The organism is Mesorhizobium sp. M0514 (assembly GCF_040321145.1).
In the GTDB taxonomy this organism is placed as follows: domain Bacteria; phylum Pseudomonadota; class Alphaproteobacteria; order Rhizobiales; family Rhizobiaceae; genus Mesorhizobium.
Window position 1 is genome coordinate 1 of the sequence record NZ_JAMYQZ010000018.1, and the last position, 24,039, is coordinate 24,039.

The following is a 24,039-nucleotide window of genomic DNA, read 5'->3' on the forward strand; positions in this document are numbered from 1 at the left end:
GCGCCGACCTCCCCATCGAGGGGAGGTAGGACGTTGGCGCGAACACCCTCACTGCCAAAGAAGCTTCTCCGAAAGTCGCCCTTTGGCGGTCGTGAATGAAGCCACGACCTTTCACCTCCCCTTGATGGGGAGGTCGGCGCGCAGCGCCGGGTGGGGTGAAGGCTCCAGCAGAGATTTGTAGGGCTCCGCTCACTTGACGGCTCCGGATGTGATGCCGCGGATCAGCTGCCGCGAGAAGATGACGTAGAGGGTCAGCACCGGCATGATCGCCAGCGAGAGTGCGGCCAGGATGGCGTTCCAGTTGGTGACGAACTGGCCGAGGAACAACTGCGCGCCGAGCGTCACCGTCTTGGTCTCTTCCGACGGCGCCAGGATCAGCGGGAACCACAGATCGTTCCAGATCGGGATCATGGTGAAGACGGCGACCGTCGCCATCGACGGCCGCACCAGCGGCAGCACCAGCCGGAAGAAGATCGTGTATTCCGACAGGCCGTCGATGCGGCCGGCATTCTTCAGATCGTCGGACACCTGCTTCATGAATTCCGACAGGATGAAGACGGCCAGCGGCAGCCCCTGCGCGGTGTAGACCAGGATCAGCGCCGTCAGCGTGTTGACCAGCCCGCTCGCCACCATCAATTGCAGGATGGCGACGGTGCCGAGCCGGATCGGGATCATGATGCCGAGCGCGAGGTAAAGCCCCATCAGCGTGTTGCCGCGGAAGCGGTATTCCGAGAGCGCGAACGCCGCCATCGCGCCGAACAGAAGCACGAAGAACAGCGAGGCGACGGTGACGACCAGGCTGTTCTGGAAATAATGGATGAAGTCGCCCTGGCCGATCACCGTGGTGTAGCCGATCAGGTCGAAGGTTTTTGGCGTCGGCGGCGTCAGCGGCTCGCTGAAGATGCCGGCGCGCGATTTGAACGAGTTCATGATGACCAGGATCACCGGAAACAGCGCGATCGCCGTATAGGTCAGAAGGATCGCGTGGGCGCCGATGGTGCGGGGCAGCGAACGGGTGGCGGTGCTCATTGGAAGGTCTCCTGACGAGCGATGACTGTTGAGGTCGGCACCAAGGCACCCCCCTCTGTCCTGCCGGACATCTCCCCCTCAAGGGGGAAGATTGGCAGCTTGAGGCTCGGCGCCTCTTCTCCAACGCTGGAGATTTGCGAAGCCAATGGTGCCATCCAATCTCCCCCCTTGAGGGGGAGATGGCCGGCAGGCCAGAGGGGGGTGTTTAGCCGTAACATGTCTGCCCTCTAAAACTGGTAGCGACGCAGGCGCGTCTGGACGAGGAACAGGTAGACGCAGACGCCGCCGAGGATGATCAGGAACATCATCGTGGCGATCGCCGCACCCATATTGGGATCGCCGGTCTGCAGCTGGAAGCCGAAGAAGGCGCGGTAGAGGAAAGTGCCCAGAATATCGGTCGAATAGTTCGGGCCGGCCAGCGCCCCTTGCGCGGTGTAGATCAGGTCGAAGGCGTTGAAATTGCCAACGAAGGTCAGGATCGAGATGATGCCGATCGAGGGCAGGATCAGCGGCAGCTTGATCTTCCAGAACTGCGACATGCCGGTGATGCCGTCACACTCGGCCGCCTCGATCACCTCTTCGGGGATCGACAGCAGCGCCGCATAGATCAGCATCATCGGAATGCCGACGAACTGCCAGACCGAGATCAGGCTGAGCGCGGTCAGGGCATATTGTTCTTTGCCGAGCCACGGCGTGAACAGGCTTTTCAGGCCGACCAGATCCATCAGATGCGGCGCCACGCCCCACAACGGCGACAGGATCAGTTTCCAGGCGAAACCGACGATGACGAAGGAGAGGATGGTCGGCACGAAGATCGCGGTGCGATAGAAGGCGGCGAATCTCAGCCTCGGGCTGGACAGCAATGCCGCCAGCATGACACCGATCGGGTTCTGCACCACCATGTGGATGATGAAGAACCAGGTATTGTTCCGCAGCGCGTTCCAGAAGCCGACCGACCAGTTGGGGTCGCCGAACAACGTACGGAAATTAGTGAAACCGACGAACACCTGATGCTGATCGACATTGCGGAACAGCGACAGCTGCAGCGTGCCGGCCAGCGGCAGGATCATGATCGCCGTATAGACCAGCAGCGCCGGCGCCAGAAAGACGCCGATATGCCAGCGGAACGGTCGTTTCGGTCGTGTTTGTGCGGCCATGAGTGCGGTCCCCGCCGATCAGGTTTAGCAATGCCTTCGACGGCAGCGCTGCCCCCTCACCCTTACCCTCTCCCCGTGAAGGACGGGGAGAGGGGGCGCCTGCGTTTCGGCTAATCCTTCTCCCGTCACTATACGGGGAGAAGGTGCCGGCAGGCGGATGAGGGGCGGCGCCGTCGTTCGCAGTCGATGATGCTGTCGAAAAACGCAGGGCCGTCCACTTGGGGCCCCTGTCTGTTGTCTGAGCTCTTATTTGCCCGGCTTGTACCAGCTGTCGAGGCCGTCCTGCAGCTTCTTGGCGGCAGCTTCCGGCGTGTCGGTGCCATTGATCACGTTGGCCGATTCAACCCAGGTTTCGTTCTCGAGGTTCGGCGTGCCGCGCGACAGGATCTGGTAGGTCGAGCGGATCGTCGACTTGCACTTGTCGCGCCAGGAGACGAATTCCTGCGCCAGCGGGTCTTCCATCTTCACCGGGGTGGAATTTAGGCTGAAGAAGCCCGGCAGTGCGTTGGCGTAGATGGTGGCGAAGTCCGGCGAGGCGACCCAGGACAGGAAGGTCTTGGCCGCGTCGGCATTCTTCGACGCCGCATTCAGGCCCATGCCGATATCGGTATGGTCGGAGATGTAGCAGGTGTCGCCGGCCTTCTCGACCGGCGGCGGGAAGGCGCCCATCTTGAACTGCGCCTGGGTGTTGAACAGACCGATCTCCCACGATCCCGCCGGGTAGATGGCGGCGCGGCCAAGCGTGAACAGGTTCTGGCTGTCCGGATAGGTCTGGGCCTCGAAGCCGTCGCCGAGATAAGGCTTCCACTTGGCCAGTTCCTCATAGGGAGCAACCCAGTCCTTGTCGGTCAGCTTCTGGTCGCCCTTGATCAACGCTGCGCGGCCCTCTTCGCCCTTCCAGTAGTTCGGACCGATGTTCTGATAGCCCATGGTCGCGGCTTCCCAGAGGTCCTTGGTGCCCATGGCCATCGGGATGTAGGTGCCGTCGGCCTTGATCTTGTCGAGCGCGGCGAAGAACTCGTCACGCGTCGTCGGCACCTTGAGGCCGAGCTTGTCGAAGGCGTCCTTGTTGTAGATGAAGCCGTGAATGACCGAGGCCATCGGCACGCAGAAGCTCGCCTTGCCGTCGTCGGTCTGCCAGGCGGCCTTGGCAACGGGCGAAAAGTTTTCCATGCCGGGCAGCGCCGACAGGTCGGCAAGGTTGCCCTTCTTGAACAGTTCGAGCGACTTGTCGAACGGGCGGCAGGTGATCAGGTCGCCAGCCGAGCCGGCGGCGAGCTTGGCGCCGAGTGCGGCGTCATACTCGGTCGGCGCCGACGGTGCGAACACCACTTTGATGCCCGGGTTCTTGGCCTCAAAAGCCGGGATCAGCTTGTCCTTCCAGATGGCAAGGTCGTCGCCGCGCCAGCTTTCGATATTGAGCGTTACGTCATCGGCGTGAGCCAACCCGGCGGTGCCGAGAATGCTGGTGCCGAGAAGCAGTGCCGTCAGTAATTTCGTTGTCATGCTAGTCTCCCTGTTGACCTTTTTCAGGTTCGGTTTTGAGAACAGGGGCCTTCGCGCCCTTGTTCCCCTCGATCGCGGAAAGGGCTGGCCGCAGCTTCTGGCCGGTCCCTTCCAGTATCTTCTCGGCCGCAACGGCGTTGGCAGCGCCGGCGGCGAGCAGAATGGCTGTCTTGACGACGCCGCCGCTCGCTTCGAGCAGCCGCACGGCGTCTTGCCGGTCGCGGCCGCTGATAGCGGCGACGATGCGAGCCGCGCGGTCGCGCAGCTTGATGTTGTCGGCGGTGAGATTGACCATGTAGCCGTCATGGACATGGCCGAGATGAATGGCGGTAAGCGTCGACAGCATGTTGAGCGCGATCTTCTGGGCAGTGCCGGCGCCCATGCGCGTCGAGCCGGCAATCACCTCCGGTGGCGTCTCGAGCAGGATGGCGACGTCGGCCAGCCTGAGCAGGGGCGTGTCCTTGTTGTTGGCAATGGCGATGGTTGCCGCGCCCCGGCTGCGCGCATCCTTCAGCGCCTGCACCGCATAGGGCGTCGAGCCGCTGGCCGAAATCGCGATCAGGCAGTCGCCCTTGCCGATGCCGGCGCCGGCAATTGCCGTCGAGGCTTCGTCGGTGTCGTCTTCCGGTCCGCCGGCCAGGGTCTTGAAAGCGTCGTCGCCACCGGCGATGAGGATGGCGATGCGTTCGCGCTTGATGCCGAAGGTGCCGGGCAACTCCAGCGCGTCGGCCAGCGCCATCAGGCCGGAGCTGCCGGCCGCAGCATAGGCGAGCTTGCCGCCGCCGTTCAGCCGCCCGGCGATGATTTCGGCTGCGGCGGCGATGGCGGGAATGGCGTCGCGCACAGCCTTGGCGGCCTCGATCTGCGCATTGACCAAAGAAGAAAGGATGGCGTCCGGGGCCTGGATGTCCAGTCCCTCGGCATTGCTGTGAAGCGCTTCGGTGCGCGGTTCGGCCATCCCTGTCCCTCCGATGGAAGAACAATACCAAAAAAATACCACTTGTCCACACGCATTAACGAAATTGCGAACTGGAAAGCGTTGATCCGGCAAAATTCCCGGGTTTTTCAACCTGATACGCCTTAATCTTTTTGAAACGGAAATTAATCCCTTGGCTATTGGTATTTTATTGGTATTATCCGCCCGGAGGAGACATCGCGTGAAATTCGTGCTCGGTATCGACGGCGGCGGCACCAGCTGCAGGGCAGCCCTTGCGACAGGCGATGGCGTTGTCATTGGCCGTGCCAAAAGCGGCGCCGCCAACATCCGCACCGATCTCACCGGCGCTCGCACCCACATCGTCGAGGCTGCTCGTCAGGCCTTCATCGCCGCCGGGCAAGATCCGGACCTGATCCCGCAGACACCAGCCATTCTCGGCCTTGCCGGCGCCAATGTCGGCACCTACCGCCAGCAGCTTGAAGCAATCCTGCCGTTCAGCATCAGCCGCGTCGAGACGGACGCCGAGATCGCGCTCGAAGGGGCAGTCGGCTCTGGTGACGGCGCCATGGCCATCCTCGGCACCGGCACCGCCTATATGGCGCGCAAGGGCGGCACGTCGCGCGCCATCGGCGGCTGGGGCTTTCAGGTCGGTGATCAAGGCAGCGGCGCCCGGATCGGCCGCGACCTGCTGGAGCAGACGCTGCTCGCCCATGACGGCGTCCGGCCGCGCTCAGCCCTGACCGACAGCATGATGGCCATTTTCCGCAACAATCCCGAAGACGTGGTCGAGTTCACCACCAATGCCAAGCCCGGCGATTTCGGCGGCTTCGCGCCCAAGGTTTTCGAGCATGCCGAGAAGGGCGACAGCGTCGCCAACTGGATCGTGGACAAGTCGGTTGCCGATGTCGAGGCGTCGCTCCACGCGCTCGACCTCTCTGATGACGCCCCGCTCTGCCTGCTCGGCGGGCTGGCGCCGCTCTATGGGCCGCGCCTTTCCCAGCGCTACCAGGCGCTGCTGAAAGCGCCGCTCGACGATGCGCTGGGCGGCGCCGTGCAGATGGCGGCCCGCATCTTCGTCAAAGCGGAGGCGACGCGATGAGCGATGCCGCCGACCAGATCTTCGCCAGGCTGAGGCAGTCGTCGCAGAGCGGCGCCCCGCTCTACCTGCAGCTCAGGAAAAGCATCGAGGACGCCGTCAATCGCGGCCTGATCGGGCCGGGCGATGCGCTGCCTTCCGAGCGCGACATCGCCACCAAGGCCGACATTTCGCGCGTCACCGTGCGCAAGGCGGTGCAGGACCTAGTCAAGGGCGGCATCCTCGTGCAGCGCCACGGCTCCGGCACCTTCGTGGCGCCGCGCATGGAGCGCGTCGAGCAGTCGCTGTCCAGGCTCACTTCATTCACCGAGGACATGGCAAGGCGCGGCATGGCGGTGCGTTCAGCCTGGCTCGACCGCGACCTCTACCCGCCCTCGCCCGACGAGATGATGGTGCTCGGCCTGTCCTCGAACGAGCTGGTGGCGCGCGTGGCGCGCCTGCGCATCGCAAACGACACGCCGCTGGCCATCGAGCGCGCCTCGTTGTCGGCCAGCGTGCTGCCGGATCCGGCCGGGATAGGCTCGTCGCTCTATGCGGCGCTGCAACTGACCGGCAACCGGCCGGTGCGGGCGGTGCAGCGCATTTCCGCCGCCAATCTCGGCGACGCCGATGCGCGTCTGCTCGAAGTGCCATCCGGCATTGCCGGCCTGCACATCGAACGCATTTCCTATCTCGCGAGCGGCAAGGTGATCGAGTTCACCCGCTCCATCTACCGCGGCGACGCCTATGATTTCGTCGCCGAACTGCGCCTGACAGGGCCGAGCGAAGAGGGCCGACCATGATCCCCAAGACCACCCATATGCGGCGCGAGATCGACGAAATTCCGCAAGCCGTCGCGCGTCTGCTCGATGGCTCGGCGGCGGTGCTGACCGAGGCCGGACGCGGCATTCGCGAGCGCGATCCGAGCTTCGTCGTTACCGTCGCGCGCGGTTCGTCCGACCATGCCGCCACCTTCATGAAATATGCCGTCGAACTGACCGCCGGCCTGGCCGTGGCATCGGTCGGTCCGTCGATCGCCTCGATCTACGGCGCCAAGCTCAAGCTCGCCGGTTCCGCTTGCCTCGCCATCTCGCAATCCGGCAAGAGCCCTGACATCGTCGCCATGGCCGAGACGGCACGGGCCGGCGGTGCGCTCACCGTCGCCATCACCAACACCGCCGATTCGCCGCTGGCGCGGGCTTCGGATTTTGCCATCGACATTCTGGCCGGCCCCGAGCGCAGCGTCGCGGCGACCAAGACATTCGTCAATTCGGCGGTCGCCGGCCTGGCGCTGATGGCGCATTGCACCGGCGACGACAGACTGCTGGCCGCCCTTGCCCGCCTGCCCGAGCATTTCAGCAAGGCGATCGCCTGCGACTGGATGGCGCTGGCCGGCGCGTTGGAGACGCCGCAATCGCTGTTCATCCTCGGCCGTGGCCCGTCGGCGGCGATGGCCGACGAGGCGGCGCTGAAATTCAAAGAGACCTGCGGCATGCATGCCGAGGCCTACAGTGCAGCCGAAGTCATGCACGGCCCGCTGGCGCTGGTCGGGCCAAGCTTCCCGGTGCTGGCGCTCGCCGCCCGCGATGCCTCCGAGCCGTCCGTGGCCGAGGCTGCCGACAACCTTGCCGGCAAGGGTGCAGCAGTTTTTGTAACCTCGGACAAAGCCAAGAGCGCCGCGCGGCTGCCGCATGTCGCCACCGGTCATCCCTTGACCGACCCGCTGACGCTGATCGTGTCCTTCTACGGCTTCGTCGAGGCTTTCGCCCGCCACCGCGGCCTCGATCCGGATGTGCCACGCAATCTGCGCAAGGTGACGGAAACCGTATGAGCGACCGTTTTGCCCTGACTGGCGCCCGCATTTTCGATGGCGACGACTGGCATGACAACGCCGCCCTTGTCGTGCACGGCGATGTGGTCGAAGGCATTCATCCCGTCGGCGCCATTCCGTCGGGCGTTGCCCGCATCGACGCCGGGGGCGGCATGCTGGTGCCGGGTTTTGTCGACCTGCAGGTCAATGGCGGCGGCGGCGTCATGCTCAACGACCATCCCGATGTCGCCTCGCTGGCAACCATCTGCCGGGCGCATGCGCCGTTCGGCACGACCGCACTGCTGCCGACGCTGATCACCGATACGCCTGACATCACCGCCGCGGCCATTGCCGCCGGCACCGGGGCGGCACGGCAAAAACTGCCGGGATTTCTCGGCCTGCATCTCGAAGGGCCGCATCTCTCCGTCGCCCGTAAGGGCGCGCATGAACCGGCGCTGATCCGGCCGATGACGGATGCGGATGAAGCGGCGCTGGTCGCGGCACGCAAAAACCTGCCGGTGCTGCTGACGACGATCGCGCCCGAATCCGTCGAGCCCGCCCGTGTTGCGGCTTTGGCCAAGGCCGGCATCGTCGTCAGCCTCGGCCATTCCGATACCGGCTATGCCACGGCCAGAGCCTTTGCCGACGCGGGCGCCAGCGTGGTCACACATCTGTTCAACGCCATGAGCCAGATCGGCAACCGTGAGCCGGGGCTGGCGGGTGCGGCCATCGACATAGGCAGTCTGTCGGCCGGGATCATTGCCGACGGCATCCATGTCGATCCCGCCACCATGGCAATCGCGCTGCGCGCCAAGCAGGGGCCGGGCAGGATCGTGCTGGTCACCGACGCCATGGCAACGATCGGCACCGACATGACGTCGTTCACCCTCAACGGCCGCATCATCTATCGCAAGGATGGCAGTCTGCGGCTGGCCGACGGCACGCTGGCCGGCGCCGATCTCGATATGATCTCGGCCGTCCGCTACATGCACAGGATCGTCGGGCTGGACCTGTCGGAAGCGTTGCGCATGGCCTCGCTCTATCCGGCGCAGGCGGTCGGCCAGGCCCACCGGCTCGGCCGCTTCGCCAATGGCACGGCTGCCGATATCGTCGCTTTGTCGGACAACCTCGACGTCACCGGTGCGTGGGTTGGCGGCGACAAGGTTTTTGCAGGCGCGGACAGTCCGCGCTAAAGTCCACCCATGCATGATGTCGACTGCGTTGTCGCTGGCGCCGGTGTTGTCGGCCTCGCCATTGCCCGCGCGCTGGCGCTGTCGGGCCGCGAGGTGCTGGTGGTCGAGAAGGCCGCAGCCATCGGCACCGGCACCAGTTCGCGCAATTCCGAAGTCATCCATGCCGGGCTTCATTATACGCCGGGCAGCCTGAAGGCCCGTCTCTGCGTCAACGGCCGCGAGCGTCTCTATGCCTATTGCCGCGAGCACGACGTCGCCCATCGTCGCACCGGCAAATTGATCGTTGCCGTCGAACCCGACCAGTTGGACAAACTGCGGGCGATCCAGATCAACGCGGTGCAATGCGGAGTCGGTGACCTCACGCTTTTGACGCGCGCAGAGGCCGAAAGCCTGGAACCGGCGCTGAGCTGCGCCGGCGCGCTGCTGTCGCCGTCGACCGGCATCGTCGACAGTCAGGCGCTGATGCTGTCCTTGCGTGGTGACGCGGAAGCGGCCGGCGCATCTTTCGCCTTGCTCACCGTTGTCTCAGGCGCGAGCATCGAAGCCGATCGCATCCGGATTAATACACGCGACGCCGATGGCGAGGGTTTCACCTTGAAGACCGGCGCCTTCATCAACGCCGCCGGCCTCGACGCGCAGGCGCTCGCCGGCCGCATCGAAGGCTTCCCGCAAGACCGTGTTCCGCCGCTGTGGCTGGCGCGCGGCAATTATTTCGCGCTTTCCGGCCGCTCGCCCTTTTCGCGGCTGATCTATCCGGTGCCGGTCCATGGCGGCCTCGGCGTGCACCTGACCCTCGACATGTCGGGGAGCGCGCGCTTTGGCCCGGATGTCGAATGGATCGATCGCGTCGACTATACCGTCGATCCCGCACGAGGCGCTGCCTTCTACGACGAAATCAGGCGCTACTGGTCCGGCCTGGCGGATGGCGCCCTGCAACCGGCCTATGCCGGTGTCAGGCCGAAACTGTCGGGTCCGGGACAGCCGGCCGCCGACTTCGTCATCCGGGGACCGGCTGACCACGGGGACGGCCAGATCGTCAATCTGTTCGGCATCGAGAGCCCTGGCCTTACCGCCAGCCTCGCCATCGCGGAACATGTCGTTGGGCTTTTATATCCGCAATGACGGGCGTTCCTGAAACGTCGGGCAGGCGCATACCATGAAACCTTTTGATATGGAGGTCGTTGTCGGGGCATATGTCCGAGGCAAAACCCAAATCGAAACCGGCCGACGGCATCGAAGCGCGCGATGCCACGAAGTCGCGCCGGGAAAAGCCGTCACGGCAAACGCGCGGAGATGGACCGCGCGACGACACGCCGCGCGAGAAAAAAGCAGCGGCCGCCGAAGCCGCGTCCGAGCCCGTTGGCGAGGCTGCGCCGCCGCCGGATGCCGTCGAACCCGATCCCAAGCTGACGCCTGAGCAGGCCGAGCAGGCGCGCAAAAAATATCTGCTGCGGCGTTTCTGGATCAGCGGGCGCGGCTATTGGGGGAGGCATGGCGACAAGCTCGCCTGGCCTTTGACGATCGGAGTGCTGCTGCTGATCTGCATCAACATCGGTTTCCAGTATGGCATCAACGTCTGGAACCGCTCGATGTTCGATGCCCTCGAGCAGCGCAACGCCCGCACAGTCTATCTCCTCAGCGCCGTATTCGTGCCGCTGGTGATCTGCAGCGGCAGCCTTGTCGTTGCGCAGGTCTATCTCCGCATGACGATCCAGCGCCGCTGGCGTTCCTGGCTGACCACCGGGGTCGTCGCGCGCTGGCTGGCAAACGGCCGCTACTACCAGCTGAACCTCGTGGGCGGCGACCACCAGAACCCCGAGGCCCGCATGACCGAGGATCTGCGCATCGCCACCGAGTCGCCGGTCGATTTCACCGCCGGCGTCCTCAACGCGTTCCTGTCGGCCTCGACCTTTATCGTCGTGCTGTGGACCATCGGCGGCGCGCTCACCCTGCCGATCGGCCGTGAGAGCATCACCATTCCCGGCTTTCTGGTCATCACCGCGATCATCTATGCCGCCATCACCTCGACCTCGATGGTGGTCATCGGCCGCGACTTCGTCCAGCTCTCCGAGCGGAAGAACCAGGCGGAGGCCGAACTGCGCTACACGCTGACGCGCGTGCGCGAAAACGGCGAGAGCATCGCCTTGCTGGGAGGCGAGGACGAGGAGCGCAGCGGCATCGACAGAAATTTCGGCCACGTGCTGAGGCAATGGGCGCTGCTGACCGGACAGCACATGCGCACGGCGGCGGTGTCGCAGGGATCGAGCCTGTTTGCGCCGGTCGTGCCGATCCTGCTGTGCGCGCCAAAATTCCTCGAAGGCTCGATGACGCTTGGCGAGGTGATGCAGGCGGCGTCTGCCTTTGGCATCGTGCAAGGCGCGTTCGGCTGGCTGGTCGACAACTATCCGCGTCTCGCCGACTGGAACGCCTCCGCGCGACGCATCGCGTCGCTGATGATGTCGCTAGACGGGCTCGAGCGCGCCGAGCAGAGCGATGCGCTCGGACGCATCAACCGGGGCGAAGCGGAAGACGGCGCCATCCTCAGCCTCGACAATCTTTCGGTGACACTCGACGACGGCACCTCTGTGGTCAAGGAAACCGAGGTCGTGATCGAGCCGGGCGAGCGGGTGCTGGTTTCAGGCGAATCCGGTTCAGGCAAGTCGACGCTGGTGCGGGCCGTCGCGGGCCTGTGGCCATGGGGCGGCGGGAGCGTCAATTTCCACACCGACAGGCGCCTGTTCATGCTGCCGCAACGCCCCTACATCCCTTCCGGCACGCTTCGCCGCGCGGTCGCCTATCCCGCGGCGGCGGAGAAGTGGACCATCAAGCAAATCAAGGCTGCCCTCGACAAGGTGGGGCTTGGCTATCTCACCGGCAGGATCAGGGAAGAGGCGCCATGGGACCAGACGCTGTCGGGCGGCGAAAAGCAACGCCTCGCCTTCGCGCGCCTGCTGCTGCATCGGCCCGATATCGTGGTGCTGGATGAAGCGACTTCGGCGCTCGACGAGAAGAGCCAGGACACGATGATGTTGATGGTGATCCGCGAACTGCCTGACGTCACCATCATCAGCGTGGCGCATCGTGCGGAGCTCGAAGCCTTCCACAGCCGCAAGATCACCCTGGAGCGGCGCGAGGGCGGCGCCAAGCTCGTCAGCGATGTCTACCTCATCCCGCGCAAGCGCAAACGCAGCCTGCTGAACCGGGCTTTGTGGGGTTCCGGCACTCGGGTCAAAAAGCCGCGCAGGTAAGAGGCGGCGCTGCCGGAACCGCGAACAGATGCCCAGGCGAAGCGCTTGGGCAAAGACATTAGCCGGCTACGGATTAACCGTAGAGACCCTTGTAGGTCTCGCGCAGCAGGTTCTTCTGCACCTTGCCCATGGTGTTGCGCGGCAGCTCGTCGACGAAGATCACCTGCTTCGGGTGCTTGTAGTTGGCCAGCTGGCCGGCAATGGCGCCAACGATCTCGGCCCCGGTGATCTGCGATGCCGGCGCACGCACCACGACAGCGGTTACGCCTTCGCCGAAATCGGGATGGGCAACGCCTATGACGGCACTTTCCAAGACGCCGGCAACCGCGTCGATCTCGCTCTCGATCTCCTTGGGGTAGATGTTGTAGCCGCCTGATATGATCAGATCCTTGCCGCGGCCGACGATATGGATATAGCCATCGGCGTCGATGATGCCGAGGTCGCCGGTGATGAAGAAGCCGTCCTTGCGAAACTCCGCCTTGGTTTTTTCCGGCATGCGCCAATAGCCGGAAAAGACATTCGGACCTTTGACCTCGATCATGCCGACTTCACCCTGGCCAAGCGCATCGCCGCTGTCAGGGTCGGCTATGCGCAGCGAAACGCCGGGCAGCGGGAAGCCGACCGTGCCGGCGCGGCGCTCGCCCTCATAGGGGTTCGACGTGTTCATGTTGGTCTCGGTCATACCGTAGCGCTCGAGAATGTCGTGGCCGGTGCGCTCGCGCCAGGCCTTGTGCGTTTCGGCGAGCAGCGGCGCCGAGCCGGAAACGAACAGGCGGATGTTCTTCGCCGCCTGGGCATCCAGCCCGTCCTGCTGCAGCAGCCTGGTATAGAAGGTCGGCACGCCCATCAGCACTGTCGCGCGGGGCAAGAGCGCGACGATGCGGCCGGCGTCGAATTTCTGCTCGAACAGCATCGAGGCGCCGGCCATCAGGGTGACGTTGGTGGCGACAAACAGGCCATGCGTGTGGAAGATCGGCAGCGCATGGATCAGCACGTCATCCTCGGTGAAACGCCATTGCTCGACCAGCACGTGCGCATTGGAGGCCAGGTTTTCATGGCTGAGCATGGCGCCCTTGGAGCGTCCGGTCGTGCCCGATGTGTAAAGGATCGCCGCCAAATCGCTCGGCCCGCGCGCCACATCGTCGAAATCCGTGGGCTGTTGTGCCGCCAGTTCGGTCAGCGAGCCCTCACCATTGCTGCCAAGCGTGAAGGTGGCAGCACCCGACGCCTGCGCCAACGGCGCGATAGCGCCGGCGCGGGCCGGGTCGCAGACGACCAGCCGCGGCTCGGCATCACCGAAGAAATAGCCGAGTTCGGCCAGCGTGTAGGCGGTGTTGAGCGGCAGGAAGACCGCGCCGGCGCGCAGGCAGGCGAGGTAAAGGAAAATGCATTCGGGGCTTTTTTCGACCTGCACGGCAACGCGGTCGCCCGGCTCGACGCCGAAATGCCTCAGCGCATGTGCCAGCTGTGCCGATTGCGCCAGCATGTCACCATAGGCGATCGCGCGTCCGTCATCGGTCGCCATCAGGATGCGCTCGGAGGCTGAAATTCGGCTGCGGAACGCGTCGAACAGGTGATTGGTCATGCGCATTCCCTAGAGCATGATGCCGAAAAGTGCGAAGCGGTTTTCGGAGGACATCATGCTCTATCCCTCTGATTTCGAGCCGGATCCAGATTTCAGGTCGATTCGACCTGAAATCATTCGGCTCCAGCGCATGGCCTTGGAACAAAGGAAACGATTTCGCCTCCGTCCGGCAAAAACGTGAAATCGGGTTTGCCGCCGATCAGATGAAGGCAAGCGGACTTGGATAGCTGGCGGATTTTGGATAGTGGACCGGAAGCGCTTCTATCTGCGGCTGCGCAGCGCCTTGGTGGCGCTCACGCGTGGATCGCCGCTGTCGTTGAAGCGCTCCATGCACATGGCTGCCGTCAGACGGTAGTGGCTGAGGAGGGCTTCAACGGCGCCATCGGCATCGCCATCCACCGTGCGCTCCGCAATCAGCCGATGTTCACTGATTTCGTCGCGCTCGCTGCCGTCCTGGGAGATCAGCCGGTAGCGGGAGGCCTGATCCGAAAGCTGGTCGCAAAAGCCGGTCAGCCAATGCGATCGGCAGCCTGCGATCAGTGCCCGATGGAAGGCGCGGTGCAGCTTTTCCCATTCCGGATTGTTCGAGGACGGGTCCTCCGGTAAGCGGCGCGGGGCACGCGCCAGGCGATGCAAGGCCAGCACGAGCTGCTCTTCCCATTCGCCGGTGCGGTTGGCAATGGATTCACGCAGGGCCCGCTCTTCCAGCCAGCAGCGGGTGCGCGTCAATTCCTCGAGTTCCGGGGCACTGACCGGCATGATGAAGAAACCGCGCTGGTCGTGGCGGCCGAGCAGACCCTCCGAAGCAAGTCGGTTGAGGGCCTCGCGAACCGGTGAGGCGCCGGCGCCGTAACGGGAAACCACCCATTCGACACGAAGCTTGCTTTCACTTTCAAACACGCCGCGCAGGAGATCGTCGCGAAGCTGTTGATAGACCGTACTAGCGAGTGTGCTCTTGGGTCCCGCGCCTTCGCTCACATCGGCAGATCCGTAGGTCAATATGACTCCTGTAGCTCTCCCATGCTCCGCTAGGCCGTTCGCGAAGCAAACGATTTCCCGTGTGAATCTACTGTAACTCCTAAGGCATCCGCCCCTCAAGCGAAAGATCACGATATTCGACTTAAAGAGGAAGGTTGACCGCATCTTATCCGCCGGAAGTAACTAAAATCGTGAAAAACTTGTTCTTCTGAAGAAAGTTTGTCTCCCAGCATGGCAGGTGCCCTCGAGAAACAGCTTCGAGATCCCGAATACGGATAATTTTTTCTTAAGGCGCGTCATGCCGCCGGATTGACCTCTCCCCGCATGCAGATCCCTTCGGCAGTTATCCACTAGGCTTATGGGCCAAAACAAGTGCCGGATGCCGCGATCCTGTCGCTTGCCGCGATGCCCTTGCGGCTGCCACCCGTTGACGGCTTCTTGGGAGATCGAAGGATCAGGCAGGGAGATCAGGCCGAGGAGAACCGACCAGCCGGGAACTTGCCCTGGAACTGATGTCAGCCGGCAGCCCGGTCGGCCGCGGTTCGGATGGCTTCTATATTGGCCCGGTAGGCTTCGACGCTGCCGCCCTTGAAGATGGCGGCGCCTGCCACCAGCACATCGGCGCCGGCTGATGTGACAAGGGGGGCAGTTTCCGGCGACACGCCGCCGTCGATCTCGATGCGAATCGGCCGGTTTCCGATCAGCGCTTTCACCCGCTTGACCTTGTCGACCATGGCCGGGATGAAGGCCTGCCCGCCAAAGCCCGGATTGACGGTCATGATCAGGATCAGGTCAAGCCGGTCGAGCACATATTCGATCGCACTTTCCGGCGTCGCCGGATTGAGCGATACGCCGGCCTTCTTGCCGAGACCCTTGATGGTCTGAAGCGAGCGGTCGAGATGCGGTCCGGCCTCGGCATGCACGGTCATGCCGTCGCAGCCGGCATCGGCAAAGGCGGCCAGATAAGGATCGGCCGGCGCAATCATCAAATGGCAGTCGAAGAAGGCCTTGGTGCGGTTGCGGATGGCCTTGATCACCGGCGGGCCGAAGGTGATGTTGGGCACGAAATGCCCGTCCATCACGTCGAGATGGATCCAGTCGGCGCCGGCCGCCGCCACCGCCTCGACCTCGTCGCCGAGCTTCGAGAAATCCGACGCCAGCACCGATGGCGCGATCAGGGTCTTCCTGCTCATGATGCGGCCCCTTGGGCGCCCTGTTTGCGGGCGCGATCCAAACGTCTGCCTAGACCATGATCCCGAAAAGGGAAAGTCGGTATTTGCTGGCTAGGAGCGGACCCGGCTTATTACCTGCTCGGCCTCGCTTCCGGTATGGCCTGATTGGCGAAAACAGAAACGAGAGCTCAGATGAGAAGGACCGTCTATTCCATGCTGACGTCGCTGGACGGCTTTATCGAAGGACCGTCGGACGACATCGGCTTGCCGGTGTCCGAGGAAGATTGCACCGGCATTTCGACGACGAGATGCGGCGGACCGCGATCGCGCTGAAAGAAAAAACCCGCCGGATCGCTCCGGCGGGGTTCTGACTTTTGACTCGTATTCAGATCCTATGGCTTGAAGTTGGCCGCCGGATCCCTTTGCGGCTGTACCTGCGTCTGCGGCGTGCGCTTCGGTATGAACTGCTGAAGGACACCTGGATTGAGCAACAGGGTCGGATCGAGCGACGGCTGCTGCCGGATCGCCCTGCAGTTCGGGAACCGACCAACCGTGCCTTCGGGGCAGCGCCGCTTGATGATCGGCACGCACTGGCCACCGACCATCTGCGAGCCCGGGGCGCAGTCTCCCACCTGCGGCCTCGGCTTGCGGCATGCGCCGTCGATCACCTGGGTGCCGCGCGGGCAAACACACTCGCCGCGCTTGTTGTGCACCTGGCCGCGTATGTCGCACTGTTCCAGCACAGGCTTCTTCTGCCGGCAGGCATTGCCTTGCACCTCGGTACCCCGCGGGCAGACACAATTGCCATTGGCGTCATGGACCTGGCCGCGGATCGAGCACTGCTCGGGCTTCGGCCGGATCGGCCGGCAGACCTTGCCCCTGACTTCTGTGCCGTCCGGGCAGACGCAATCGCCGTTGGCGTTGTGGATCTGACCACGGATCGAGCACTGTTCAGGCTTTGGCCGGATCGGCCGGCAGGCTCCGTTGCGCACCTCTGTCCCACGCGGGCAGACACAATCGCCATCGGCGTCATGAACCTGGCCGCGTATGCTGCACTGCTCGGGCTTCTGCTTGTCGCGCACGCAGGCATTTGCCTGTCGGTCGAGATGCGTGCCTTCCGGGCAGTAGCAGCCATTGCCGTCCGACGTCGGGACCGAACCGGGGATGGCGCAGCCAGGCTTGTCGGTCTTGACGCAAGCGCCGTTCTCAAGCTCGGTTCCGCGCGGGCAGACACAGCGTCCATCCTCGGTGCGGATCTGGCCCTTGAGCAGCACGCAGGGCCTCGGATCCTTCGGCTGGATGATGACGCCGCCGTCGGGCGAGCACTGGCCGTTGCGGAACGTCGTGCCTTCCGGACACACGCACCGACCAGCATCGTTCATGACGAAGCCTGGCGAGCATTCCTTCTTCACCTCGCGCTTGATCGTGAAGGGATGGCAGGCATAGGCCTTGCCGCGATCGCCCTGGATGTTGGTCAGGTCGCCGGGCAGTACGTCGCCGCCGCCTAGCACCCTGGTGTCGGGAGACAAGACGCCGATGCAGTTCCGGCCGCTGACGTTGCCCCGCAGATTAGCCAGCGGAGCGTCGGGAAGGACCACCGTGACCTTGTGCACATGGCTTTCCCCGGCGCCGAGCGTCAGATTGGCAATGCAGGTCAACGGCAAGGTCGTCGGTTCGGGGGAGCAGCCGATGGGCGGTTCGATCGCGGTGATCGCGACGCCTTGCAGCCGCCCCAGCCCGTCCACCCCGATCGCATCGCCGATGCGGACCGGACCGGAGAAGGCGGTCCGGCCATCATTGGTGATGGTGATCTCGAACGAGCAGGGTTGCCCCGGCTGGCACTCGGCATCGCCGGTCTTCTTGACGCTGACGGTGGACGTGCCGCCGCCCTTGGCGCAGGCCTGGCCGATCGGGTAGACGACGTCGTCTCCAGGGGCCGGGCCGTATGAGCCGCGTGCGCAGTTCTCGAACGCGCCATTGGCCAAGACCGTCACGTCGAAGTGCCTGGAGGTTCCGGGCGTCATCGCGGCGCCGGGTATCTGGCATGACAGCGCATTGGCCGGAGCCGCTCCGCAGGCCCATTCCGCACCGTCGGGTGTGACGGTCTGGATCTGGACCGGCGCGCCACCCGATATCAGCGTGGCAGCATCGTTGACCCGCACCGGACCGGTGGGGGCAGCGGTGCCAAGGCTGATGACGGTGATGCGGCAAGAAACCACCGCCGCACCGGCGAGCGAGCCGTTGCAGACCTTGGTGATGCGTAGGGTCGGCTTGCCGCCATTGGGATGACGGAAGCGTTCCTTGGCGCAGGCCTTGTTGTTGGTGAGGTCGACCTCACCGGGGACGGGCTTCAGCGCCGCGCAGTTCTCGACCGAATCCGACTGGTAGCCGGCCGGCATGACCGCCTTGACGACGATCGGCGTCGAGGCGCCCGGCATCAGCACGATGCCTGCATTGTCGCAGCGGAACTGGCCGGGACCGTTCGGTCCGCATGCCCAGGGCGGAGACGGGCCGAAGGTCGAAGAGGCCGGCGCGCCGCCCGGGTAATTGTCGATAACCGTCAGCGGCCCATTATAGGGGACGCTGCCATTGTTGATGATGTCGATCACGAAGTAGCAGATGCCGTCGGGCGTGCAGACCGGGATGCGGGCACGCTTCTTCAGGATCAGGTCGACCTTCTTGTCGACCGGGGGCCGGCAATCGCGGTCGCGGTCGCCACGCCGGCAGATCGGGATCGAGGCACAGCCGCGATCGTTCTGCTGGCTGCCGAACAGCGGCTTGCCGCTGGCGCCGTAATTATAGGTGGCGCAGTTGCGCAGCGCGCTGCCTTGCCAACCACCCGCCGGCTTGAAGCCGAGCTTGAGGTTGATGGAGGCCCCCGGATTGAGCGTGGTCACCGGATAGGTGCACGTCATCGGGGTCACGCCGGGCATGCATACCCAGGGCGGATTGGGCCCTGAATCCAGAGTCGAGCCGGCCGGCAGCGTCACCTCGTCGAGCACGATCTTGCCGTGATACGGCCCGTCGCCGACATTGGTGACCTTGATGGTGAAGTCGCAGCCGCCCCCCATCGTGCAACGCGTCACGTCGGCGCGTTTCTCGACCTTGAGGTCCGGTTCCTTGTCCTTGGGGGGACATCTCAAGTCACGCGGGATGACGATGTCGATGGTCTGCGTGCAGCATAGTCCCCAACCCTCCTTCGGGCCGGCATAGGTCTCGATGCCGGTGACGATGAGGTGGATGACGTCGCCGGGCGATGCACCGACGATCTTCCAGTTCAGCACACCGCCGCCCGCCGGCACCAATTGCGTGTCGGGGATGATGGTGATGCCTGGGGTCGTCGTCGATACCTGCACCCATTTGCCGCCCATCTCTGGGCCGACAGGCATGTGGTAGATGAACGCGCCGCCGCCTTGCACGCAATCGACCGTGCCGCGCTCCACCTTGAAACATTCCCGGTCGGGAGGCGGAGGCCGCTTGTCACAGTTGGTGAGGTCGATCTTGATCGAGGTCTTGGCCCCGGTCTTGTAGTCTCCATCGTCGGGCTTGCCCGGATCCTGCGACGGGATGATGGCCCCCGTGCCGACGCCCGGCGTCACCTTGATCATGCCCTGGTTGTCGACGATGGTCGGCGAAGGAAACGCCGCATGGTCGATCTTGGCGGTGATCTTGAAATTGATGACGCGTTCATTGCCAGCCCCAGCGCCGTCGAGATCGGTGGCGGAAATCCGGAAATCGGAAACCGTCGCCGTACCGTTCGGATTAGCCGAGGTGCTGATTGTCGCACCCGGCAGCGGTCCGCCAGACGCATCCGTGCCGTCGCCGGACACGTTGACGTTGACGATCGCAAGACCGTGCGGAAGCTGATCCTTGAAGTCGAGTTGGAGTTTCTTCAGCCTGGCCGAAAAGCTTGGGTCGGCAAAGCCTTGCGAGTCGCCGCGCAGGCCAAAGCTCAGAGAGTAGACGACGTAGTCGCAGCTCCTCTGTGTGCCTGTTTTGGTGAAGAACGGCACGATCCGTTCCGGCCTCGGATTGACGATTTTTGAATTGTCCAGGTCGAGCCGCAGTTCCGGAGTGATCGGGACTGCATCTTCGGCGTGGCTTGCCACAGGGGTGAACATGGCGACCGCGATACCGGCCGCCATCAGCCAGCGCGCGCCGCGCCTGGCATATGACAGGGGTTTCATGATGGTCTCCATGACGGTTGGCTGCTTGCCGGTGGATTGACTGCTCTTCGCGGTCGGGGAAAGTGCGAGATTTTTCATCTTCCCCTCCTCAACGTTCGCAGCTGACGGTTGGGGTTCTGAGCGGCAAAGTCATCTTGCAGCAAGGGTAGTAGCCACCCTTGTCCTTGTCGGACTGCCTGTAGAAGCAAAGTCCAACATCGACTCTGTCGCCCGGAGAATGGCCGGTGATGTCGACCGTGTAAGGCTTGCCGGGAGCATGCGACTGGGGTGATGTCACCCCGACGCCTGGTGTCCTGGACTTTGTCTCACTGGAAGGCTGGACCTTGATCGAATCGCCGCCAAAGCCGGCATGGTCATGGAGATAGAGGTCGGCCTGGAGGCCGCGAGGCGTGCAGTAGAACTGAACATCCTCGACATCGATGCACGGAGGCAGATCGCCGGGCGGTGGGAAGTCCGGCGGATAGAACGGCGGCAGATAACCGCCGGGGATCTCTTCATAATAGCCGGCACGGCCTTCGCAGGGGTGCCAGACCTCGACGTCGCCGACATGGCCTTCCACTTCCGGGTCTTCGAAATAGCCGTCGAAGTCGAGGAACCACGAGCCGAATGGCGGCACGTTGGCCGGCTTGACCAACGGCGTCGGCGTGATCTGCACGCCGTGCACGGCAAGCGGCCCGCCGGCGGCGAGTTGGTCGGCAAGTGTCGGGTTGTCGCGCAGCTTGTCGCCGGTGTTGACCAGCGTGTCGGTGCACACGCCGGTGTCGAGATTGCCGTCGGCGTCATAGCCATATTGCAGGTCGAGCCCACCGGCCGACTGCCGGTTGCCTTGCGGGAAGCCGACCGCATATTCCTGCGGCTCTTCCACCCAGACCGATTCCGTCGCCGGATCGTCCGGGTTTTCGCGCCAGTAGCGGATGACCTCGCCCTTGCCGGAATCGGCGAACTGGCTGTAATCGTAGCGATTCTCGACCGGGCCGCGCTGCGCCAGATACATGAAGCCCTGGTTGTCGAAGGCGATGTCGGTGACGGCGTAGTCCTTGTCGGCCTTGACCGTCAGCTCCCAGCGCGGATCACCGGCAAAGCTGCCATCGCGGGCAATGCCAACCGACCAGATCTCGGCCTTTTCGCCGACCGAATAATAGAGCCGGCCGCCATGATAGGCGACGGACCAGACGCGGCGTTCGTCCTGCGTGTAGCCCCATGTGTCGGGGTCTTCCGAGTCGAAGGCAGCACCCTGTATGTCCATCACCGCACCGTCATCGGCGACGGGAGCCAGCCCATGCGCCGGCCGCCCGGCAACGCCGTGATCGAATGTGTCGATCAGCGTGCCGTTGGCGTCGAGGCGGTGGATGAAGCCCGTGTCGAGGTCGCTGGCGAAGAACTCGCGGTGATTGCTGTCGAAGCTGATGTCGCCGATGCCGGAACCGCTGTTGGTGTCAATGTCGGCGAATTTGGAGACCGCGCCGGTGATGCCGTCGATCTTCCAGATCGTGCCCGGACCGCCACCGCTTTCGGTGCCGAACTGGCCGTCCATGAAGACGGCGCCTGCGGTTCCGCGGCGCTGTCGCTCGGGCCGACCGTCGGCATCTTCGTCCGGGGTGACGATACGGATGCCGTGCAGCGAGGTCGCGCCGGCATAGAGGTTGGGGACGCCCGTGGGAACGCCGTCGCGCACACCGTCATCATAGGTAATGGCGAACACCTGGCCGATCTGTTCGGCCGTCACCTCGAAAGGCGGCGGCGTGTAGACGAGCTGGCCGGAAGCCGGTCCGCCGAGCGCCGAAACGTCGAAGACGCGCAAGGTGGCGCGCGTCGTGTCGATGAAGGTTTCGTCGACCGGGTCGACGCCGGGCGGCAGCCCCCCCCTTTCGGAATCGGCAGAGTCGAAATTGGGAATGACGGTGCCGGAAAATCCGGTGACCGCCATCGAGCCGGGATAGATGATCTGGGTTTCCTGCGCTTGGGCGGCTGTGTCCAACCAGAGCGTGGCGCTCAGCGCCAGGGCAAGCAAACCGCCGGCCAGATGGAGCGAACGGCGCAAACCGCCGCTTGGAGACGACATGGACGCGCCGCGATCGCAGGACATAAAACTCCCCCCGAAGTTTTCGGGAGGAACATCCGGTCCGGCCGCGCGAAACAGGGCAAGGCGCGGCGTTCCGGCACGTTCGTCCCTGATCGAATTGTCTGCTTTCCTCATCTTCACGATACGCCTGCTCCTGCGCAGGGTCAACGGAATCAGCCGAAAGCCCAGCGCATCGACTCCATCCCGAAGGCGGTGGTCGCGCTGAGCTTGCGTTGGTCCCGGAGACCGTGGAGCCTCTGGGGTCCTGGTCATGGGGGCATCCTTTCCGGCCCGCACCATGCGGCGCCTGGTCGTCAGTCGCAGGCTGAAGCGGAAAGGTTCATGCAAAACGGCGGCCGGGTCTGTCCGCCATTTCACAGAGGCGCGGCCAATTCCTTGTGTCAACTCAAGGTGGAAAACAGTCTTGGCGCGCGAAAGACCGGCCGGCTTACTTACCGTCAGTGCCGGCTTCTGCTAGCGTCTTCCCAACCCTGGGGGGATCATGACACGCAGGCACTTCGTTCTCTTGCTGGCGGCGCTTTTTCCATGTGCGTTGCCGGTCCATCAATCCGTAGCCAAGACCTTGGTCTACTGCACCGAGGTTAGCCCCGATACGTTCGATCCCGCACTCGCCTCCGGATCCCGCGACGCCTCGGCCACCGCTCTCTACAACCGCATGGTCGAGTTCGAGCCCGGCACCACCAAGGTGCGCCCCGGCCTTGCCGAAAGCTGGGAGATTTCCGACGATGGCCTCACCTACACATTCCACCTGCGGCAGGGCGTGAAATTCCACATCGTCGAGGGCTTTACGCCTAGTCGCGACTTCAATGCCGATGACGTGCTGTTCACCTTCGACCGGCAGGCCAACGCGCAGAACCCGTTCAACAATTACGCCAAACGCCAGTACATTTACTTCGACGGCATCGGCATGCCGGATCTTGTCGCCGGTTGGCGCAAGCTTGACGACCATACTGTGGTGATGACGCTGAAGGCGCCGCATTCGCCGATGCTTGCCGACCTGGCGATGGATTTCGCTTCGGTCGTTTCCAAGGAATATGCCGACAAGCTCGTCGCAGAGAAGCGGCTTCTCGACTTGGCGCTGAAGCCGGTCGGGACGGGTCCGTTCCAGCTTGTCGACTACCAGCAGGATGCAGTCATCCGCTACAAGGCCAATCCGGACTACTGGCGCGGCAAGCCGAAGATCGACGATCTCGTCTTCGCCATTGCCACCGATGCCAGCATTCGCATGGAAAAGCTGCGCGCCGGCGAATGCGATCTCATGCCCTATCCAAATCCGGCCGACCTGGAGGCGATCAAGGCGACGCCCGGAATCAAGGTCATGCGGCAGGAGGGCCTCAATACGGGATACCTCGCCTTCAACACCTTGCAGAAGCCCTTCGACGATCCAAGGGTGAGGAAGGCGATCGCCATTGCCATCGACACGCAGGCGCTGGTCGACGTCGTGTTCCGCGGCACCGGTGAAGTCGCACGCAATCCGCTGCCGCCGACCTCCTGGGCCTATGACAAGACGAGCCCCAATCATGTCTTCGACCCCGCTGCCGCCAGGCAGGGGCTCGCCGATGCCGGCGTAAAAGACCTGCACATGAAGATCTGGGCGATGCCGGTGCAGCGTCCCTACAACCCGAATGCGCAGCGTATGGCCGAAATGATCCAGTCCGACCTGGCAAAGATCGGTGTCAACGTGGAAGTCGTGACGTATGAGTGGACAGAATACCTTGCGCGCTCGAAGTCACGCGACCGCGACGGCGCCATGCTGTTCGGCTTCACCGGCGACAATGGCGACCCCGACAACTTCCTGTCGGTGCCGCTTGGCTGTGCCGGCGTCGGCACCACCAATCGTGCCAACTGGTGTTTTCCGGCCTTCGACGATCTGCTCAAGCAGGCAGCCGGGATCGTCGATCCCGCTGCCCGCGCAAAACTCTATTCGCAGGCGCAAACGATCTTCAGGGAGCAGATGCCGTGGGTCGCTATCGCCCACTCCGTGGTCTCGATGCCGATGCGCGAACAGGTGACGGGCTATGTCATGGACCCCTTTGATCACCATGATTTCTCGGGCGTCGATATCAAGGAATAGCGTTC

General features: G+C 63.9%; 17 protein-coding genes. 8 read left to right on the top strand and 9 right to left on the bottom strand.

The annotated features are described in order from the left end of the window. Positions 1 to 189: 189 nt before the first annotated feature. The 4 genes from NKI61_RS10095 to NKI61_RS10110 all read right to left on the bottom strand — a co-directional run bounded on the left by NKI61_RS10095 (position 190) and on the right by NKI61_RS10110 (position 4,650). Entirely contained in the window at positions 190 to 1,029 is an 840-nt protein-coding gene (locus tag NKI61_RS10095; protein WP_023668842.1) for a carbohydrate ABC transporter permease, read from the bottom strand. Positions 1,030 to 1,256: 227 nt separating this feature from the next. Continuing rightward, positions 1,257 to 2,186: a carbohydrate ABC transporter permease gene (locus NKI61_RS10100; RefSeq protein ID WP_023696936.1), complete on the bottom strand. Its 930-nt coding sequence runs from the start codon at positions 2,184 to 2,186 to the stop codon at positions 1,257 to 1,259. Between the two features lie 246 nt (positions 2,187 to 2,432). Next, positions 2,433 to 3,692, bottom strand: a complete 1,260-nt coding sequence (locus NKI61_RS10105) for an ABC transporter substrate-binding protein (RefSeq protein ID WP_023668844.1) — start codon at positions 3,690 to 3,692, stop codon at positions 2,433 to 2,435. A gap of 1 nt (position 3,693) precedes the next feature. Beyond that, positions 3,694 to 4,650 carry an N-acetylmuramic acid 6-phosphate etherase gene (locus NKI61_RS10110; protein ID WP_023696935.1) on the bottom strand — a complete coding sequence of 319 codons (957 nt, stop codon included), beginning with the start codon at positions 4,648 to 4,650 and terminating at the stop codon, positions 3,694 to 3,696. A 199-nt stretch (positions 4,651 to 4,849) separates the two neighbouring features. On the opposite strand from NKI61_RS10110, the gene NKI61_RS10115 reads away from it, so the two are divergent. The 6 genes from NKI61_RS10115 (at position 4,850) to NKI61_RS10140 (ending at position 11,955) form a co-directional block, all read left to right on the top strand. Then, a complete protein-coding gene (locus tag NKI61_RS10115; protein ID WP_023668846.1) occupies positions 4,850 to 5,728 on the top strand; it encodes a glucosamine kinase nucleotide-binding domain-containing protein in 879 nt (292 codons plus the stop codon). Further along, entirely contained in the window at positions 5,725 to 6,507 is a 783-nt protein-coding gene (locus NKI61_RS10120) for a GntR family transcriptional regulator (RefSeq protein ID WP_352839300.1), read from the top strand. Before NKI61_RS10115 ends, NKI61_RS10120 begins: the two co-directional genes overlap by 4 nt. Next, on the top strand, positions 6,504 to 7,535 hold the full coding sequence (locus NKI61_RS10125; protein ID WP_352839301.1) for an SIS domain-containing protein: 1,032 nt from the start codon (positions 6,504 to 6,506) through the stop codon (positions 7,533 to 7,535). Before NKI61_RS10120 ends, NKI61_RS10125 begins: the two co-directional genes overlap by 4 nt. Next, positions 7,532 to 8,707 (top strand): N-acetylglucosamine-6-phosphate deacetylase, encoded by a 1,176-nt coding sequence (gene nagA / locus NKI61_RS10130; RefSeq protein ID WP_352839302.1) that lies wholly within the window; start codon positions 7,532 to 7,534, stop codon positions 8,705 to 8,707. The genes NKI61_RS10125 and nagA overlap by 4 nt, the downstream gene beginning before the upstream one ends. 9 nt (positions 8,708 to 8,716) lie before the next feature. Next, positions 8,717 to 9,829: an NAD(P)/FAD-dependent oxidoreductase gene (locus tag NKI61_RS10135; protein ID WP_352839304.1), complete on the top strand. Its 1,113-nt coding sequence runs from the start codon at positions 8,717 to 8,719 to the stop codon at positions 9,827 to 9,829. Between the two features lie 71 nt (positions 9,830 to 9,900). Next, entirely contained in the window at positions 9,901 to 11,955 is a 2,055-nt protein-coding gene (locus NKI61_RS10140) for an ABC transporter ATP-binding protein/permease (protein WP_352839305.1), read from the top strand. 73 nt (positions 11,956 to 12,028) lie between these two features. On the opposite strand, the gene NKI61_RS10145 is transcribed toward NKI61_RS10140, so the two are convergent. The 3 genes from NKI61_RS10145 to rpe form a co-directional block, all read right to left on the bottom strand. Beyond that, positions 12,029 to 13,540 carry a malonate--CoA ligase gene (locus NKI61_RS10145; RefSeq protein WP_352839307.1) on the bottom strand — a complete coding sequence of 504 codons (1,512 nt, stop codon included), beginning with the start codon at positions 13,538 to 13,540 and terminating at the stop codon, positions 12,029 to 12,031. A gap of 261 nt (positions 13,541 to 13,801) precedes the next feature. Continuing rightward, positions 13,802 to 14,539 carry a GntR family transcriptional regulator gene (locus NKI61_RS10150; protein ID WP_023668851.1) on the bottom strand — a complete coding sequence of 246 codons (738 nt, stop codon included), beginning with the start codon at positions 14,537 to 14,539 and terminating at the stop codon, positions 13,802 to 13,804. Positions 14,540 to 15,033: 494 nt separating this feature from the next. Continuing rightward, on the bottom strand, positions 15,034 to 15,711 hold the full coding sequence (rpe, locus tag NKI61_RS10155) for a ribulose-phosphate 3-epimerase (protein WP_023684266.1): 678 nt from the start codon (positions 15,709 to 15,711) through the stop codon (positions 15,034 to 15,036). A gap of 171 nt (positions 15,712 to 15,882) precedes the next feature. Here rpe and NKI61_RS10160 point away from each other — a divergent pair, with 171 nt between their 5' ends. Next, a complete protein-coding gene (locus NKI61_RS10160; RefSeq protein ID WP_352839308.1) occupies positions 15,883 to 16,023 on the top strand; it encodes a hypothetical protein in 141 nt (46 codons plus the stop codon). A 59-nt stretch (positions 16,024 to 16,082) separates the two neighbouring features. On the opposite strand, the gene NKI61_RS10165 is transcribed toward NKI61_RS10160, so the two are convergent. Then, positions 16,083 to 19,955, bottom strand: a complete 3,873-nt coding sequence (locus NKI61_RS10165; protein WP_352839309.1) for a DUF7929 domain-containing protein — start codon at positions 19,953 to 19,955, stop codon at positions 16,083 to 16,085. 10 nt (positions 19,956 to 19,965) lie between these two features. Then, entirely contained in the window at positions 19,966 to 22,239 is a 2,274-nt protein-coding gene (locus tag NKI61_RS10170; protein WP_352839336.1) for an NHL repeat-containing protein, read from the bottom strand. 202 nt (positions 22,240 to 22,441) lie between these two features. Here NKI61_RS10170 and NKI61_RS10175 point away from each other — a divergent pair, with 202 nt between their 5' ends. After that, positions 22,442 to 24,034, top strand: a complete 1,593-nt coding sequence (locus NKI61_RS10175) for an ABC transporter substrate-binding protein (protein WP_023755582.1) — start codon at positions 22,442 to 22,444, stop codon at positions 24,032 to 24,034. Positions 24,035 to 24,039 lie beyond the last annotated feature (5 nt).